The organism is Cupriavidus sp. FW305-26 (assembly GCF_058787975.1).
On the sequence record NZ_JBYTAH010000011.1, the window covers coordinates 85,742 to 101,879 of the forward strand.

The window sequence follows — 16,138 nt, forward strand, 5'->3', positions numbered from 1 at the left end:
TTGCAATGGGGGTTACACGGTCAGTGTGTGCCACCAGCGCGCCTGCGTCGTACTGGGCGTCGCTGGCGAGCGAGTTGTCGATGGTGGTGAGAGCATAGGGGGGAGCACACCAACGGTGTGCCGGAACCAGTGGCATTAGCCCGCTCTGAGGGATACAGGACAGCTTTGCCAGCCTGACGGCATAGAGTCCTGATCCGCAGGCTGACCGCTATCCGGCGCGCCTCAAAGGGCAGCGCGCAGCCCCAGGAAGAAGCGCCGCCCCGGCGCGGGTTCGAAATACCGCCCGTTGGCCTCGTTGACGATCACCGAGCCGATATAGCGCCGGTCGGTGAGGTTGTCGATGCGGCCGAAGACGTAGAGCCGGGTCGGGCCGATGCGGAACTCATAGCCAGCGCGCAGGTTGAACACCGCATAGCCTGGCGCGGCCTGCGTGTTGAGATCATTGGCGTAGACGCGGCTGTCCACGCGCATCTCTGCCCCCAGCGTCAGCGGCGCAGCCGGCCGCCATGACAAGTCCGCGCCCAGGCTGTGGCGCGCGGTGCCGGGCAGGCGCTTGCCGGCCGCCACAGTCTGGCCCTGCGCGTTGACGAAGCTGTCGCCGAAGTAAGCATCGAGCCAGGTATAGGCCAGTCCTGCCTCGATACGGCTGCCGCCGCCCTTGCCCGGCGTGCCCACCTCACCGAGAAAGCCGCCGCGCCAGCCCAGTTCGAAGCCGCGCCGGTGCACGCCGCTGACATTCTGGTAGACGGTGCGCCCGGCATTGTTCGATTGGGGCACCACCTCGTCGTGGCTGTCGGCATCGAACAGCGCCGCCTCCAGCCGCTGCCCCGCCGCCAGCCACTTGATGCCGATCTCGCCCTGGCGGCTGGTGGAGGCCTGCAGCCCCAGGTTGCTGCCTACGCCGCCGGGTCCGTAGGCAACTTCGGTCAGCGTCGGGGTCTCGAAGCCGCGGCCGAGGTTGGCGTAGACGTTGAGGGAATCGAGCGCGTGCCACACCACGCCAAGCACGGGGCTGACGTTGCTGTAGGTCGCGCTGCCACTGTCATCGGGGCTGGCCGCATTGATGAAGTGGTCGTCAATGCCAAGCCGCACCCGGCTGGCGCGCACGCCGCCCACCAGTTGCCAGGCCGGGTGGAAGGTCCAGTCGAACTGTGCAAACGCGCCGAGGTCGGTCGCGGTATTGGTCTCGTCGCGGCGCAGCGCGCCCTGCGTGCCGTTCTGGTTGACGTAGCCGTTGCGGCCATCGCGCATGCCGTTGGCTTCGAGCCCGGCGCTCCACAGCAGCGGCAGGCCGGCGGCGGTGGCGGTGCGCCGGCTCCATGACAGCGCGGCGCCGCCGTAGGTGCGGTCCAGGTCGACGATGCCGCCGGCCGAATTCGGCGCGGCTCCGCTGAAGCCCAGCCGCTGGTACAGGTTGCGCGTGCCGCCGTACAGGCGTGCCGACACGCTGTCGGTCCCGGTCAGCTGGTGGTCCACCACCACGCCGGCCTGGGTCTGCTCGACGTTCTTGCCGGTATCGAACTGGGTCGCCGCGGACACCGCCTGGCGCGGATTGGCATCGGCCTGCGCGCGCGTTAGCCCCAGCGGGTCCTGCGCCAGCGGCTGGTTGAAATAGTTGAACTGGCCGGTCACGCGCGTGCCGCTCGCCGGCTGCGCCACTACCTTGGCATTGAGCTGGTAGCGGCGCGCCGCGCTGTGGTCGCGGTAGCCGTCGGTCTGGTAGGTCCAGGCGTCGAGCGAGCCGCCGAGCCGGTCGTTGCCGCCGGCCAGCGCGATGCCCGCCTGCCACTGGCCATCGGAGCCGAAGCCCGTCGACGCGCGCCCGCTGAAGCCGTCCTTGGGCGGATCGGGCGTGAACACCTGCACCACGCCGCCCGACGCATTGCCATACATCTGCGCAAACGGGCCGCGCAGCACCTCGACGCGGCTGGCGTTGGCAAGGTCGGCAGTGGAAGCCTGGCCCTGCCCGTCCGGCATGGTGGCCGGGATGCCGTCGACATACAGGCGCACGCCGCGCACGCCGAAGGTGGAGCGCGTGCCAAAGCCACGCACCGCCAGTTGCAGGTCCTGCGAGTAGTTCTGCCGGTCGCGCACCGCCACGCCCGGCACGCCGGCCAGCACCTCGGACAGGTTCACCAGCGGCGTGGCGCTGCGCAGCGGATCGACCGGCACGCTGTCCACCGCCGCCGGCGCGTCAAAGCGGCGCTGCTCGCTGCGGGTGGCGCTGACCACCACGTCGGGCAGCGTTTCGGCAGTGGCGGCGGCCACTGCCGTGCCGGGCGGGTCGGCGGCACGCGCGCCGGCGCTGGCCAGGACCAGCGCGGCGAACGCCAGCGCGGAGCGGTTCGCGAACGGGATGCGGGGGATACCGGAACGGCGCTGCTGCCGGACCGCCAAAATCTGCCTGCCGCCTGGTTTCATGGGGATCGGAAGCGGTTGCGGGTTCTGGCGCGGAGGATGGAGGCGCCGGGCACAGGTGAATGTGTCGCAACTTTATCGTGTCCACAGCACTATTGCCACGCGCTTGGCCGCGGGGAAAACCCGCGGAGGAGATGGAGCCGGCACCGGATTCCGGTTGTTCAGAAAAATTCAACAACTGATTGCATGGACGCTCACGCAGTCCGCCCCACGGCTCCCTACACTGCTTTCACCACCCGCCGCAACCGCACCAGTCCATCACGCGATGCAGCATAAGGGTATTCAGATTTTCGCTACTACCAAGGGGATCCGCCATCATGACCACCGCACAAACCCGCGTCGCCATCGTCTACCACAGCGGCTACGGCCACACCGCCAAGCAGGCCCAGGCCGTTGCGCGCGGCGCCGGCAATGTCGCAGGCACTGAAAGCCTGCTGATCCCGGTCGAGGACATCGACCAGCACTGGGACACGCTGGAACAGGTGGACGCCATCATCTTCGGCGCGCCGACCTACATGGGCAGCGCCTCGGCACAGTTCAAGGGCTTTATGGACGCCACCTCGCGCAATGTCTTTGCCAAGGGCGGCAAGTGGGCCAACAAGGTCGCAGCCGGCTTCACCAACGCGGCTTCGCGCTCCGGCGACAAGCTGGCCACGCTGCAGCAGATCGCGATCTTCGCGGCACAGCACGGCATGCACTGGGTCAACCTGGGCCTGCCCCCGGGCCACAACAACTCCAAGTCGACCGAGGACTCGCTGAACCGCCACGGCTTCTTCCTGGGCGCCGCCGCACAGTCCAACGCCGATGAAAGCGCCGACGTGGTGCCGCCGCTGGCCGACCTGCGCACCGCCGAGCACCTGGGTGCCCGCGTGGCCGAAGTGGCGCAGCAACTGGTCGCGGGCCGGCGCGCGCTGGCGGAACTGAAAGAAGCTGCCTGATCCGGTCGCACCCAGACACATCGGCCCCACATGGGGCCGATTTTCTTTTCCGGGCAGTCGCGAGCCCTGGGCGCTCAGTACAAGACTTCCAGCTCGTCGAACAACTCGCTGTCCTTCTGCGCCGCCGAGCGCGCGCGGCGCCGGATTTCCTGCAGCAGGCAGTCGGTGAAGCACTGCGCCGCGGGGCTGCGCACCGCGTTATGGCGCGTGATGATGCCGAGCCGGCTGGTCTCGTCCTGGTGATCCCGCTCGGTCTCTATATCCGCCGCCACCTGGAAGAAACCGCCGAAGCGCCGGCCGCCGGCGCGCCGGGCCATGAACGCGCAGGCCTGACTGAAATCTTCCGTGGGCACGGCCGCGTGGTGGTGGCCGGCGTGCTGGTGACGATCGGCGGCACCTCCGCCACCTATATCGTGCTGCACTACATGACCAGCTACGCGGTGACGGTACTGAAGATCCCGCTCGGGCTCAGCATGGCCGCCGGCTGCGTCGCCGCACTGGTGCAGGTGGCCCTGTCTGCGTATGCCGGCAGGCTGTCCGACCGCATCGGCCGCAAGCCCGCCATCCTGTGGTCGCGCGTGGCGATGCTGGTGCTGGTCTACCCCGCCTTCCTGCTGCTCAACGCGCGGCCGTCGCTCGGCACGCTGCTGGCCGTGGTCGCGATGCTGGCCCTGCCGCTGGTGCTGAACGTCGTGCCGTCCGTGGTGCTGATCACCGAGCTGTTCCCGCGCCGCATTCGCGCGAGCGGGCTGTCGGTGGTCTATTGCATCGGCGTGCTGGTGTTCGGCGGCTTCGCGCAGCTGATCGCCACCTGGCTGATCGAACTGACCGGCAATGCCAGCGCCCCTGCGCTATATGTGATCGGCTGCGGCCTGATTTCGCTGGTCGGGCTGGCGATGGCGCCGGAGACGGCGGGCAAGCGGCTGGACTGACTGTGGCAGACTACCCACCGGACAAGATCCGGCGCGCGCGCTCCAGCACCGGGCGGTCCACCATCTTGCCGTCCACCGCCACCGCGGCGCCATCGGCAGCGGCAGCCGCGGCCATGACGCGCCCGGCCCAGTGCCGTTCATCGGCCGACGGCGCCAGGCCGTCGTGCACGCCGCAGACCTGGCCCGGGTGGATCAGCAGCTTGGCGCCAAAGCCGAAGGCCCGGGCGCGGCGCGTTTCCGCGGCAAGTGCGGCGTCATTGCCGATTGCGGTGCAAACGCCATCCACGGGCGCGGGCAAACCCGCCGCGCGGGAATGAAGCACCAGCCGGCTGCGGAAGTAGTGCAACGCTTCACCGTCGTCCTGCACGTCGAGATCGAACATCAGGTCGATGCTGCCGAACAGCAGCCGGACCACGCCGCCGGCACGGGCCAGCTCGCGTAAGCCGGCGAAGCCGGCGGCGTTCTCGACCAGCGGGAAACAGCGCACACCGGGCAATGCCGCAGCAAGCGCATCGACGCCGGACGAATCGGCCTTCGGCAGCACGATTTCCGAGACACCCTGTGCGCGGCACCAGGCGAGATCGTCTTCGTAGTACGCGGTATCGGCGCCGTTGATGCGCACCAGCATGGCGACGCCGGCTGCCGCTGCCTGCTGGCCCAGCGCCGCCCATGGGGCGCCAAGCCCGTCGCGGGCCTGCCCCTTGTCGGCGGGCGCGACCGCATCCTCGAAATCGACAATGACGGCATCGGCGCCGGAGCCGATCGCCTTGGCGATGCGCTCCGGGCGCGAGGCCGGGACAAACAGGTAGCTGCGAGGATTGGCGATCGGCATGGCTGCTCCTTTCAGACTGCGCCGGCCGAGCGCAACGCGGCAATCTGCGCCGCGGTCTGGCCCAGTTCGGCCAGGATGGCATCGGTGCTCGCGCCGAGCGACGGAATCGGGTCCATGCGTGCCTCGGTCATGCCCGGCGGCAGCAACGCCGGCACCGGACCCACCGGCGTGTCGACCTGGCGCCAGCGCTGGCGCGCCGCCAGCTGGGGGTGGTCCCAAACGTCAGCGATGGTATTGACCCGCGCATTGGCAATCCTGGCGGCCTCCAGCCGGTCGACCACTTCGGTGGCGGTCAGGCCCGAGAAGCTGTTGACGATGCGCGCGCGCAGCGCAGCGCGGTTCTGGTTGCGCAGGCTGTTGCTGGCAAAGTCGGGATGCGTGGCGAGATCGGGTTCGCCCAGCACCGCCTCGCAGAACACGACCCACTCGCGCTCGTTCTGCAGTCCAAGCATCACGGTCTTGCCATCTCCGGTCGGAAACGGGCCATAGGGATAGATGGTGGCATGTGCCGCGCCCGCGCGCGGCGGCGGCTCGGCGCCATCGAAGGCGTAGTAGAGCGGGAAGCCCATCCACTCCACCATCGATTCCAGCATCGAGATATCGATGCGCTTGCCGCGCCCGGTCTTGCCGCGTTCCAGCAGCGCGGCCAGGATATTGGTATAGGCGTACATGCCGGCCGCAATATCGGCCACCGAGGCACCTGCCTTGACGCCGTCGTCCGGCGTGCCGGTCACGGAGACAAAGCCGGACTCGCTCTGGACCAGCAGGTCGTAGGCCTTCTTGTCGCGGTACGGGCCGTCGCTGCCATAGCCCGAGATATCGCACACGATCAGGCGCGGGTACTTTTCGCTCAGGCTGTCGAAGTCCAGGCCCAGGCGCGCGGCCGCGCCGGGCGCGAGGTTCTGCACCAGCACGTCCGCGCGTTCGAGCAGTCCGGCCAGCACGGGGGCGGCCGCGGCGTGCTTGACGTCGAGCGTGAGGCTCTCCTTGGAGCGGTTGGTCCAGACGAAGTGCGAAGACAAGCCGCGCACGCGCGTGTCGTAGGCGCGGGCAAAGTCGCCGCTGCCAGGCCGCTCGATCTTGATGATGCGCGCGCCCAGGTCCGCCAGCTGGCGGGTGCAGAACGGGGCCGCGATCGCCTGCTCCAGGGAAACGACGGTGATGCCTTCGAGGGGATGGGGCATGGTGGTATCCGGTTTTGCGCAATGTCCTGACGGCAATCTACCGGAGCGGGCCGCACCTGGGAAATACCGATTGCCGAGGGGATCATAAGTAAAATGAATACTTTGGAATTCTCCCGGAGCCTGCCATGGACCTGCGCGCCATGCGCTATTTCATCGCCATTGTCGACCAGGGCAGCCTGACGCGGGCAGCCGAAGTGGTCTGCGTGGCACAGCCCGCTCTCAGCCAGCAGCTGGCGGCACTGGAAAAAGAGCTGGGCGTGCCGCTTGTCCACCGCGGCGCCAAAGGTGTCAAACCCACGGAAGCCGGCCGCACGCTCTATCGCCACGCCCGCAATATCCTGCGGCAGGTGGAGATCGCAGGCGCCGAGGCCCGGGTGGCCGGCACGGATGTTACCGGCATGGTTGCCATCGGCCTGCCCACCACGGCGGCAGCGGCATTCGGCATGCCGCTGATCCGCGCGGTGCGCGCCCGCTATCCGCAAATCCGGCTGCAGCTGTTCGAGAGCATGAGCGGTTATATCTCGGAGCTGCTGGACCACAACCGGCTGGACTTCGCCATCCTGTTCCGCGATGTGCCGTCGCGCGCGGTGGAACTGGAGCGGCTGGCAAGCGAATCGCTATACCTGGTCGGGACGCTTCCCGTGACGCGCGGGCGCGCAAAGGCGCAAGCGAAGCCTCGGGCGCTGGCCGGTGCGGAAGGCGCTACGGTCGCGATCAAGGCACTGGGCGAGCTGCCACTCGTGCTGCCAAGCGGCTCGCAGGGCCTGCGTGAAGTGGTCGAGCTTGCCTTCGCGCAGGCCGGCGTGTCGCTGAACGTGGTGGCCGACCTGGATTCGCTGCCCTTCCTGCTGGCGACCGCGCGCGAGGGCCTGGCCTGCACCATCCTGCCCGCGTCGTCGCTGTCCGACGCGGACAGCGAAGTGCCGCGGCACCTGATCGTGCCGGAACTGCGCCGCACGCTGTCGCTGTGCTGGCCACGCGCGCTGCCGCGCACCAGCGCGGCCGAGGCCGTGGCGGAGGTGCTGCGTGAGCTGGTGGCCGAGCGCATTGCGGCGGGCGGGTCGCTCAAGCCGCTCATTTCGCCGCCTGCGGCCGATCAATAAAACTTATGCCCGTAGTCGGCGATTGAATTTCACGCCGGCGCGGCAGTCGGCTAGAGTTGCCACCAGCCTGGGCCGGCATTCACGGCCCCGCAATTCCAGGAGACACCATGCAACGCACCCGCCGCGCCCTGGCAGCCGCCGCTGCCCTGGCCGCATGCCTGCCGCTGTTCAGCGCCAGGGCCCTCGCCGCCGCCCCCTATCCGTCCAAGCCCATCCAGATGATCGTGCCGCAGGCACCGGGCGGCACCAACGACATCGTCGCGCGACTGGTCGCCGCGACCCTGTCGCAACGGCTCGGCCAGCAGGTGGTGGTGGAAAACCGCCCGGGCGCCGGCGGCAATATCGGCACCCAGGCAGCGGCCCGCGCCACGCCGGACGGCTACACGCTGCTGATGACCATCAGCAGCACGCAGGCCATCAACCCGTCGCTGTACCGCAGCATCCCGTTCGACCCGGTCAAGGATTTCGAGCCGATCGCCCCGGTGGCAAGCGTGCCGAACGTGCTGGTGGCCAATCCCGCCTTCCCCGCCAAGTCGCTGCCCGAATTGATCGCGATGGCCAAGGCCAGGCCGGACTACTACCGCTATGCCTCCGCCGGCAATGGCACGCTGAACCACCTGCTGGGCGAGATGCTCAACAGCATGGCCGGCATCAAGCTCGAACATGTGCCCTACAAGGGCGTCGCGCCGGCGCTGAACGATGTGCTGGGCAACCAGGTGCCGCTGGCCTTCGCCAGCCTGCCGTCGGTGCTGGCCCATATCAAGGCGGGCAAGGTGCGCGCGCTCGGCGTCAGCTCCGCCAAGCGCTCGCCGTTCGCGCCGGACATTCCCGCGATCAACGAAACCGTGCCCGGGTATAGCGGCGACCTCTGGGTCGGCCTGTTCGCGGTCAAGAATACGCCGAAGGACGTGACCCAAAAGCTCGGCCAGGCCATGCAGGAGATCCTGGCGGACAAGACCCTGCGCGACAAGCTGGCGGCACAGGGCGCCGAAGTAATGACGGGCACGCCGCAGCAGTTCAGCAAGATGCTGGCGTCCGACATGGACAAGTGGGCCCGCATCGTCAAGACATCGGGCGCGCAGGTGGACTGAGCGCGGCGTTCAAGGGCGCGCCAACCGCGCCCGGAACACCACGAGCAAGCCTAGCATTGCCGCTGCCAGCCCAAATTGCTGCAGCCCGCCAATCCCCACCTCCCCGCGCTCCCCTTCAATCCACTCGAACCGCGGCGCATTCCGGTACTCGTCCGTCGACACGCCACGATAGCCCATGATGCGCGGGACGAAGTACGCGCGCCACTGCGCTTCGAAGCGGTCTACCCGTGCCATGAAGCTGGCGTACCGCGGCGCGTCACTGCCTGCCAGCCGGTCGGCAGCAAGCAGCAGCGACAGTGGCGGCGACAACCAGCCCCATCGTTCCGCCTGCTCGAAACGCAGCGCGCGCGCCTGGTCGAACGCGGACACGACCGGCCGGATATGCGCTGCCTGCTCGAGGTAGCGCGGCATGAAGCTGACCGGCCATGCGTGCTGTCGTGCCGTGGCCGGGGCCCACTGCGGATTAGCCTGATACCACTCGTCCACCAGGGCCGACATCCTGGCTTCCGCGCTCTGCTGCGCCGCGCGGATCTGGACGATTGCCGCCAGCCGTGACGGCATCGGCGCCGCGCGATCCGCCAGCGCCGCGATCATCGCAGGCGTGCCGAACGTGGCGATGGCCCACAGGCCAAGCCCGGCCAGCACCGCCGTGGCACCGGAACCGGGCAGCAGGTTGAGCGCACCGCTGGCCGCACTCCAGAACGCGATGAACGCCGTCACGCAGAACAGCCATGCGAGATACGCCGACAGCGTTGCTGCGGGGTCCAGCACGAATGCCAGCGTGGAAGCGAGCACTGCAATCAGCCAGACGGCGCCCGCCCGAACCGCGATGGCGGCGAACAGCACACGCCCGCCGGCCGCACCCTGAGCCATCAACATCCGCCACGTGCCATGTTCGCGCTCGCCCTGGACCATGCCTGCGCACAGGCACACCAGCATGAGCGGCGCCAGCAGCGCGATCGCCGTCGCCAGGTCGAAGGTGCCATAGCGCTGCAACAGCGGGTTGGCCAGCCGCTCCTCGTTGCGCGCGTCGGTGTGGCGGCTCTCGACAGTGACGCGAACCGACGGCGGCAGCAGGTCCAGCACGCTGCTCGCCAGCGCCAACCCGCCACCTGGCGGCAGCTGCGCCACCGGGGCTTCCGACCTGGCGAACCGGAATGCCGCCATGGCGGCCTGCTCCCGCGATGCCGGCAATGCCTTGGCCTGGGCAAGGCGCAACGCCGCCTGCCCGTTTGCTTCCAGCTGCTGCAGCTTCTCATGCCATGCGCGCGCACTGAGACCCGATGCCAGCGCGCACGCGCACAGGGCGGCAGCAAACAGCAGCAGCGCCCAACGGGCACTGCCCGCCGCGCAGAAGCGGCGGCATTGCGCGGCAAGCGCCTGCCTGGTCTGTCTTATGGGGTTCATGGCTATATCCTGCGAAGAGAGAAGAACAGGCCGGCCACGGCCAGCCCGCACCACCAGAACATGATCGCGATCTCCGGCAACGCTGCCCGCAGCGCGAACAGCGCCGGCGGCATGGTGTAGGCAAAGGGCCGGATTGCGCGCCAAAGCGCAGCGCCTGCGTACCTGGCATCGAACGAAGTCATGCCGCGCGTGTGGCTGGCATCCCATTCATCGATGGCCGTGTTGACGCTGCGCCGATAGCGCTCCGCGGCGGCCTCGTAGTCGCGCTGGTGCGAGAGATCCGTTCCCGCCATCTTCATGGCGAAGTTGCGGATCGCCAGCGTGGGGCTCAGCAGCGCGGCGGCGCGCATCACGTTCTCCTGCGCCGCATAGCGCTGCCACAGCGCATCGAAATGCAGCGCATGGACCCGGTCGGCGTAGGCGTCGCGCTCCAGCCGCCGCAGCGGCGCCGCGCCCACGGGCAGGTCCTCGAGGCGCGTGACGCCATAGCGCGACAGCAGCGCCGCGTCATGGCGTTCGGTGCGGGCCGCCAGGTTGCCGTCGCCCGGCAATCCCTCCGTGAAGTCGCGCTGGATCGCCGCCCAGAACGCTTGCGCCGACGGCAGCGGCACGGCATGCCGCGCAACCGCCGCGCCAATGCCCGGGATCACGAAGACAAAGGCCAGCCACAGGCCCACCAGCACGAACAACGCGCTCCTGCCGTCGGCCAGCCAGGCCGACACCGCCAGGCCCAGTCCCACCAGAATCGCGGTGTATAGCAGATAGGCGGCACCCAGGCCCGCTGCCCGCCACCAGACCGCACCATCCAGCGTGCCGCCGGGGCGGGTCGCGATGACCGGGGCCAGCGCGACGGCCAGCGCAAACACGGCAAAGCCCGCGCCCAGCGCCAGGAATTTGCCGGCCACGAGCCTGGCCGGCGCCACGCCGGCGCCGTGCATCATGCGCAGTGTGCCGCGCTGCCGCTCGCCGCTGACGGCATCGAAAGTGACTGCGATCACCAGCAGCGGCAACAGCACCGCGAACACGAAGCCGGCGCTCAGGTCGCCGAAGCGGGTGGATGGCAGCGCATCCTGCGCGGGCTCGAAGCGCGCCACATTGCGCCGGTGCGGCTCCAGCCACAGCGCCTGGCCAAAGTAGTCGCCCAGCCCCGGCTCGATCACCGTCAGCGCGGAGGCGGGCCGGAACACGTACAAGCCGAAGTGCGCGCCGCGATGCGGATGCTTGTCACCCTGGTCGTCCCACTGCTGCCGCGTGGCGGCGGTAACCTGCGCCACCTCGCTGGCGACGGCGGCATGCCGCTGCAGCGAGGCCAGGATGGCGACGGCCAATACCGCGGCGCCGATCGCAAGCAGGGCTGCGAAGCGCCCCTCCCTGGCCATCGCCCTGAGTTCCTTCACAACCACGGTCCTGATCATGGCGCAACACTCTGCGCGCGCGCATGGGCCAGGTAGATTGAGGCCAGTGCCTCGTGGCCGACGGTGGCCGCGTCAAACTCGGCCACCAGCACGCCGGCACGCAGGATGCCGATGCGGTCGGCGAGCTGCCTGGCGTTGAACAGGTCATGCGTGGCCATCAGCACCGCCGTGCCCGCGTCCGCCGCTTGCCGGACACGGCTTGCCATGTCATCGGCCGCGGCCGGGTCCAGCCCTGAGGTCGGCTCGTCAAGCAGCAGCAATGACGCGGATTTGGCCTGGGCGATGGCCAGGCCCACCTTCTGGCGCATGCCCTTCGAGTATTTCGCTACGCGCCGGCCGTGCGCGTCGCGGGCCAGCCCCGCGCCGTCCAGCAGCGCCGTGGCCTCGGCACGCGACAGGCTGATGCCGGCAATCGCGCAGAAGTAATCCAGGTTTTCCGCGCCGGACAAGTAGGGATACAGCGCGACGTTCTCGGGCAGGTAGGCGACGCGCCGCCTGACCGCAGCCGGATCGGCAACGGGCGACAGTCCGTCGACCAGCACCGTGCCACCGGCCGGCGGGACAAACCCCAGCGTCACATCGATGGTGGTGGTCTTGCCCGCGCCGTTGCCGCCCAGCAAGGCGTAGATGCAGCCCTTCGGCACGGTAATATTCAGACCGTCCACCACGCGACGCCCGTCGCGATGGACAACCAGGTCACGAATTTCAAGCATGTCGTGTCTCCGTCGAATACGTCAGAAGAAATAGCGTGCCGCCATGCCGGCCTGCCATTTCGGCTGCGGCGCTACCAGCAGCCCCGCTGCGGACCCATACGCGGCCTCGGTCGAGAACCGGTGCGGCTGCAGCACCGCGAACAGCGACAACTGGTATTGCTTCCAGTCGAGCACCGCGCGCAGGTCAAAGCGCGTGTAGGCCGGCATGAAACGCAGCTGGGTCTGCGGCGTTCCCATGTAGTAGGGAATACCGGTAGTCAGATAGGCATCGGCATTGACGGTCAGCTGCGCGCCCTGCAGCCGCTGGCGGTACTCGGCGCCCAGCTTGAGCAGGTGCCGGGGAACCGACAGCCTGGCCCCCGTGTTGGGCAGCGGGTTGTTCGCTTCGGCCTGGATGATCTGGCCATAGCTGGCGTAGACCGACACCGGGCGGATGGGCCGCCAGCGGGCCTCCAGCTCATATCCCTTGCGCGTCGTGTCGCCGACCGACTTGAACGATCCGTCCGGCTGCCCCACGATCTCGTCCTCATTCAGCGTGTAGTAGGCTGCTGCGGTCACGGTCAGGTTGTTGGCCGGCGTCGCGGTAAAGCCCACGTCGTAGGATTTCACCTTCGACGGCGATACGTCATAGACCGTGCCGCCGGGCGCGCCCAGCGGGCCCGTGGCCCCGCTGCTGCTGATCTGCTCCGCGGCCGGCGAACGGAAGCCCTGCGCGACGTTGGCGAACAGGTCGAGCCGGGGCAGCACCGACCAGACCGCGCCGAGCTTCGGCGTGGTGACGCCCGAGAAGTAGTCGGTGCTCGCTGCCGGCAGCTTGCGGTTGACGATGTCGTAGTCGAACCAGTCGCGCCGCAGGCCGGCGGTCAGCTTGACCGCTTCGACGGGCCTGAACTGCCCCTGCACGAACAGCCCGTAGGTGAGCAGGTCGAGCTGCTGCGCGTTGATATAGTTCGCAGTGGGCACGCCACGCACCCAGATCTGGCGCTGCGCGTCGCCGCGGTCGCGGCGCACTTCCGCGCCGACCATGAGCGCGGCCCGGTCTCCGAAGGTGAAGTTGTTGGCCAGCCGGCCGCCGAAGATGTTCCGGTCATCCGAACCCACGGTGTGCTGCACGCTGCTGGTGGCAATGCCACGCTCGCGCTCGAAGGCTTCCCCGTACAACGTCGCATACCAGCCGTCCTCGCCATGCGCCGGGGCGCGATTCAGCGCGAACATCGAACGCTTGCCGCTGCCGAAGCCCGGCAGCCCGTATTGCGTGGAGCGCGGGTCCACCTTGCCGGATTGCAGGTCGCTCAGCAGCAGGTAGCCGGCGGCTGTCGATTCGGAGCGATAGTGGTTGAGCCGCAGGCTGTAGACGCCGTCGCCGATCCTGGTCGACAGCTTCCAGAAAAAGTTGTCGCGGTCGGTGCTGCCGTCGTACCGGTAGCTATGGGTGCGGTAGATATCGGCCACGAACAGCGACTTGATCGGCTCAGGCCCGGGCCGGAACGCATGGCTGCCTGACAGGACCAGTGTTGCGCGCTTGCCGTTGTACCGGTCGAAGCCGATGCCGATGCTGGAGGGCACGTCGCCCGACTGCGTGCTGATCGGCACGGCACCCGCCCGGTTCTGGTCGCCATACAACGCGGACACCGGCCCCTTGATGACGTCGATCTGGCCGATCATGTCCGGGGTCAGCCATTCCAGGAATGCAGGCCCATGCCCGGCGCCGGCCTGGCTGGACGGCATGTTCTGCGGCACCCCGTCCACATAGACTGCGGTGTCGGCGCCGTGCGTGCCCTGGGTGGCGAAGCCGCGCATGCGGAAACCGTTGCCCGTATCGCCCTGGTCGATGTTGTTGGCCACCACCCCAGGTACACGACGGAACATGTTGGAGATGTCCCGGCCGATATTGATGGTGCCCAACTCGTCGGCGGTGACGACCGAGACCGCGGCCGGCAGGCCGGTGCTGTCCGTGGTCACGAGCTTGCGTTTGCCTTGCAGGCTGGTGTCCTGCGTCGCCACCACGCTGACTTCCGGCAGCACCGTATGCTGGCCTTCGGCAAATGCGGCCTGACTGAAGACGCCCGACGAGAGCGAGAGCAGTGTCCAGGCCAGGGGGCGCGCGGCACCCGTGTTTTCGTTCTTGTTCATGAGGCCTCGCGGCAGCCCGGCGGTATCCGCTACGGGCACCGGGCTTGCCGTACAAAATTCAGACGTGAGCATGCCGCCCGCCTGGCATGACGCAGCGGACGCGCAATCAGATATACGGGAAAGGGATGCGGCCGGGGGTTAGCCGGCGGCGCGGGCCAGCGCCGGTGGCGCGCGCAAGGCGGGCGGAGAGAGGAAGCGGGTACGCCATGTCGGCGCGGCGACATCGACCTGCCGTACCCGTGACAACAGGCGCAGGATGACGCAGAGCAATTGCACCGCGATGGCGGCGCTGATGAAGAGATGCAACCGGGGCGAGCACCACAGGCAATCGCATTCCGTCGTGCCATCGGCAGGCACGCGGTCCGTGTCGGACGTGTCCGGCGTGGCGGCCGTATCGGGGATTGCGCCTGCGCTTGTGTTCGCCACGACAGCCTCCAACCGCGTTCCCGGTACCGCATGCACGTGCGTCACCGCGGCCCACGCCTGCACTAGCAAGAGCAGGAGCACGGCCCAGATGAGACGAACGAAGTTCGCATGCTTACGCATTGATGGAGGCGCTGGCTGTGTCGACCGGCGCCATATTAACGCAACTCAATTGCAATTGTAAGTCGATGCCGCGACAAGCCTGTCCTGCAAGCCGCTAAAGACTGCACCGTTCCCGCCGTTAAGCAAGAGTTGGCCAGCGAAGACATTGGCAAGACAGGCAGCCGGCGCGCCGGCGCCTGCACTTCTGGGGTGGAAACGGGGGAGAGACATGCAAAACCTGGGGATTCGCATACGCCTGGGCGCGGCGTTTGGCGCCATGTGGTCGCTGATGGCGATCGGGATCGCGGTGGCCTTGCCGCGGATGCAGGAGGCGGCCGATGCGCGGCGCCTGCTGATCGCGTTGGGCGTGGGTGGGCTATGCCTGGCGGTGGGCGCGGTCTGGGCGCTGGCGCGCAGCATCGAGGCGCCGTTGTCAGAAGCCGTCTACATAGCCGAGACCGTGGCGGCGGGCGACCTCAGCCAGGAGTTCGACACCGAGCGCGGCGGCGAGTTTGGGCGGCTGCTGGGCGGCCTGGGAGAGATGGAAGACATGCTCACCGACCTGGTGACACGCATCCGCGCTTCCACCGATTCGATCACCGCCGCTTCGCACCAGATTGCCGCGGGCAATACCGACCTGTCGCAGCGCACGGAAGAGCAGGCGGCGGCGCTGGAAGAGACCGCGTCAAGCATGGGCGAGCTGACCTCGATGGTGCAGCAGAACACCGAACGCGCGCGCGCCGCCAACGGGCTGGCGGCAACCGCATCGGGAATCGCCGCGCGCGGTGGCGAAGTGGTGGGCAACGTGGTGCAGACCATGTCGGCGATCAGCGCCAGCTCGCGCAAGGTCACGGACATCATCGAAGTGATCGAAGGCATTGCCTTCCAGACCAATATCCTGGCGCTGAACGCGGCGGTGGAAGCCGCGCGCGCGGGTGAGCAGGGGCGCGGCTTTGCCGTGGTGGCCGGCGAGGTGCGAACGCTGGCGCAACGCAGTGCGTCGGCGGCGCGGGAGATCAAGCAACTGATCGACGATTCGGTGCAGCAGGTGGACAGCGGCTCGGCACTGGTGGGCCAGGCCGGCGAGACCATGCAGGAGATCGTTCAGGCAGTGGCCAGCGTGACCGGGCTGCTGGGCGAGATCACTGCGGCCTCTGAACAGCAAAGTGCCGGGATTGCGCAGGTCAACGAGGCGGTGGCGCAGATGGACACCGTGACGCAGCAGAATGCGGCGCTGGTGGAGCAGGCGGCCAGTGCCTCGCACGAACTGGCGGGCCAGGCCACTGAGCTGCAGCGCGTGGTGGGCGAGTTCAAGCTGGATGCGAAGCCGGCGTCAGCACAGGCGCCGGGGCATGGCGCATTCAGGCAGGTTGCGGCGTTCGGCTGATGTGGGCAGCGCGGATTGCTGACTGATTGCGCGCCCCCTCTCCCGCAAGCGGGAGAGGGG

14 protein-coding genes are annotated in these 16,138 nt (G+C 68.5%); 5 read left to right on the forward strand and 9 right to left on the reverse strand.

What is annotated here, in order from left to right; all coding sequences use genetic code 11:
- Positions 1-222: 222 nt before the first annotated feature.
- The gene (locus AC3WQZ_RS09365) at positions 223-2,421 is read right to left on the reverse strand and encodes a TonB-dependent receptor family protein (protein ID WP_492300389.1); all 2,199 of its coding nucleotides are present in this window, start codon (positions 2,419-2,421) and stop codon (positions 223-225) included.
- Between the two features lie 314 nt (positions 2,422-2,735).
- On the opposite strand from AC3WQZ_RS09365, the gene AC3WQZ_RS09370 reads away from it, so the two are divergent.
- Entirely contained in the window at positions 2,736-3,356 is a 621-nt protein-coding gene (locus tag AC3WQZ_RS09370; protein ID WP_010811027.1) for a flavodoxin family protein, read from the forward strand.
- A gap of 74 nt (positions 3,357-3,430) precedes the next feature.
- Here the strand turns inward: AC3WQZ_RS09370 and AC3WQZ_RS09375 are convergent, their stop codons facing one another.
- On the reverse strand, positions 3,431-3,628 hold the full coding sequence (locus AC3WQZ_RS09375) for a hypothetical protein (RefSeq protein WP_081050138.1): 198 nt from the start codon (positions 3,626-3,628) through the stop codon (positions 3,431-3,433).
- Here AC3WQZ_RS09375 and AC3WQZ_RS09380 point away from each other — a divergent pair.
- Complete coding sequence (locus AC3WQZ_RS09380) at positions 3,596-4,288, forward strand: MFS transporter (RefSeq protein WP_081225831.1); 693 nt, start codon at positions 3,596-3,598, stop codon at positions 4,286-4,288. The genes AC3WQZ_RS09375 and AC3WQZ_RS09380 overlap by 33 nt on opposite strands.
- Positions 4,289-4,298: 10 nt before the next feature.
- On the opposite strand, the gene AC3WQZ_RS09385 is transcribed toward AC3WQZ_RS09380, so the two are convergent.
- The gene (locus tag AC3WQZ_RS09385) at positions 4,299-5,120 is read right to left on the reverse strand and encodes an HpcH/HpaI aldolase/citrate lyase family protein (RefSeq protein WP_492300391.1); all 822 of its coding nucleotides are present in this window, start codon (positions 5,118-5,120) and stop codon (positions 4,299-4,301) included.
- 11 nt (positions 5,121-5,131) lie between these two features.
- On the reverse strand, positions 5,132-6,304 hold the full coding sequence (locus tag AC3WQZ_RS09390) for a CaiB/BaiF CoA transferase family protein (RefSeq protein ID WP_492300392.1): 1,173 nt from the start codon (positions 6,302-6,304) through the stop codon (positions 5,132-5,134).
- 125 nt (positions 6,305-6,429) lie between these two features.
- On the opposite strand from AC3WQZ_RS09390, the gene AC3WQZ_RS09395 reads away from it, so the two are divergent.
- Both AC3WQZ_RS09395 and AC3WQZ_RS09400 read left to right on the forward strand, forming a co-directional pair.
- On the forward strand, positions 6,430-7,407 hold the full coding sequence (locus AC3WQZ_RS09395; protein ID WP_010811022.1) for a LysR substrate-binding domain-containing protein: 978 nt from the start codon (positions 6,430-6,432) through the stop codon (positions 7,405-7,407).
- Positions 7,408-7,514: 107 nt separating this feature from the next.
- On the forward strand, positions 7,515-8,498 hold the full coding sequence (locus AC3WQZ_RS09400) for a Bug family tripartite tricarboxylate transporter substrate binding protein (protein ID WP_439669311.1): 984 nt from the start codon (positions 7,515-7,517) through the stop codon (positions 8,496-8,498).
- Positions 8,499-8,507: 9 nt separating this feature from the next.
- Here AC3WQZ_RS09400 and AC3WQZ_RS09405 read toward each other — a convergent pair whose 3' ends face one another.
- The 5 genes from AC3WQZ_RS09405 to AC3WQZ_RS09425 form a co-directional block, all read right to left on the reverse strand.
- Positions 8,508-9,905, reverse strand: a complete 1,398-nt coding sequence (locus AC3WQZ_RS09405) for an ABC transporter permease (RefSeq protein ID WP_492300394.1) — start codon at positions 9,903-9,905, stop codon at positions 8,508-8,510.
- A gap of 2 nt (positions 9,906-9,907) precedes the next feature.
- On the reverse strand, positions 9,908-11,320 hold the full coding sequence (locus AC3WQZ_RS09410; protein ID WP_492300395.1) for an ABC transporter permease: 1,413 nt from the start codon (positions 11,318-11,320) through the stop codon (positions 9,908-9,910).
- Positions 11,317-12,033: an ABC transporter ATP-binding protein gene (locus tag AC3WQZ_RS09415; RefSeq protein WP_492300397.1), complete on the reverse strand. Its 717-nt coding sequence runs from the start codon at positions 12,031-12,033 to the stop codon at positions 11,317-11,319. The genes AC3WQZ_RS09410 and AC3WQZ_RS09415 overlap by 4 nt, the downstream gene beginning before the upstream one ends.
- 21 nt (positions 12,034-12,054) lie before the next feature.
- Complete coding sequence (locus AC3WQZ_RS09420) at positions 12,055-14,166, reverse strand: TonB-dependent receptor (RefSeq protein ID WP_454749940.1); 2,112 nt, start codon at positions 14,164-14,166, stop codon at positions 12,055-12,057.
- A 138-nt stretch (positions 14,167-14,304) separates the two neighbouring features.
- Positions 14,305-14,712 (reverse strand): DUF2946 family protein, encoded by a 408-nt coding sequence (locus AC3WQZ_RS09425; protein WP_492300399.1) that lies wholly within the window; start codon positions 14,710-14,712, stop codon positions 14,305-14,307.
- A 208-nt stretch (positions 14,713-14,920) separates the two neighbouring features.
- Between AC3WQZ_RS09425 and AC3WQZ_RS09430 the strand changes: the two genes are divergently transcribed.
- The gene (locus AC3WQZ_RS09430) at positions 14,921-16,078 is read left to right on the forward strand and encodes a methyl-accepting chemotaxis protein (RefSeq protein WP_010811015.1); all 1,158 of its coding nucleotides are present in this window, start codon (positions 14,921-14,923) and stop codon (positions 16,076-16,078) included.
- Positions 16,079-16,138 lie beyond the last annotated feature (60 nt).

What these genes read in the sequence shown, in the direction of transcription:
- AC3WQZ_RS09365 (WP_492300389.1), bottom strand. Translation starts at nt 2,421, where the DNA reads ATGAAACCAGGCGGCAGGCAGATTTTGGCGGTCCGGCAGCAGCGCCGT.
- AC3WQZ_RS09370 (WP_010811027.1), top strand. Translation starts at nt 2,736, where the DNA reads ATGACCACCGCACAAACCCGCGTCGCCATCGTCTACCACAGCGGCTAC.
- AC3WQZ_RS09385 (WP_492300391.1), bottom strand. Translation starts at nt 5,120, where the DNA reads ATGCCGATCGCCAATCCTCGCAGCTACCTGTTTGTCCCGGCCTCGCGC.
- AC3WQZ_RS09390 (WP_492300392.1), bottom strand. Translation starts at nt 6,304, where the DNA reads ATGCCCCATCCCCTCGAAGGCATCACCGTCGTTTCCCTGGAGCAGGCG.
- AC3WQZ_RS09395 (WP_010811022.1), top strand. Translation starts at nt 6,430, where the DNA reads ATGGACCTGCGCGCCATGCGCTATTTCATCGCCATTGTCGACCAGGGC.
- AC3WQZ_RS09400 (WP_439669311.1), top strand. Translation starts at nt 7,515, where the DNA reads ATGCAACGCACCCGCCGCGCCCTGGCAGCCGCCGCTGCCCTGGCCGCA.
- AC3WQZ_RS09405 (WP_492300394.1), bottom strand. Translation starts at nt 9,905, where the DNA reads ATGAACCCCATAAGACAGACCAGGCAGGCGCTTGCCGCGCAATGCCGC.
- AC3WQZ_RS09410 (WP_492300395.1), bottom strand. Translation starts at nt 11,320, where the DNA reads ATGATCAGGACCGTGGTTGTGAAGGAACTCAGGGCGATGGCCAGGGAG.
- AC3WQZ_RS09415 (WP_492300397.1), bottom strand. Translation starts at nt 12,033, where the DNA reads ATGCTTGAAATTCGTGACCTGGTTGTCCATCGCGACGGGCGTCGCGTG.
- AC3WQZ_RS09420 (WP_454749940.1), bottom strand. Translation starts at nt 14,166, where the DNA reads ATGAACAAGAACGAAAACACGGGTGCCGCGCGCCCCCTGGCCTGGACA.
- AC3WQZ_RS09425 (WP_492300399.1), bottom strand. Translation starts at nt 14,712, where the DNA reads ATGCGTAAGCATGCGAACTTCGTTCGTCTCATCTGGGCCGTGCTCCTG.
- AC3WQZ_RS09430 (WP_010811015.1), top strand. Translation starts at nt 14,921, where the DNA reads ATGCAAAACCTGGGGATTCGCATACGCCTGGGCGCGGCGTTTGGCGCC.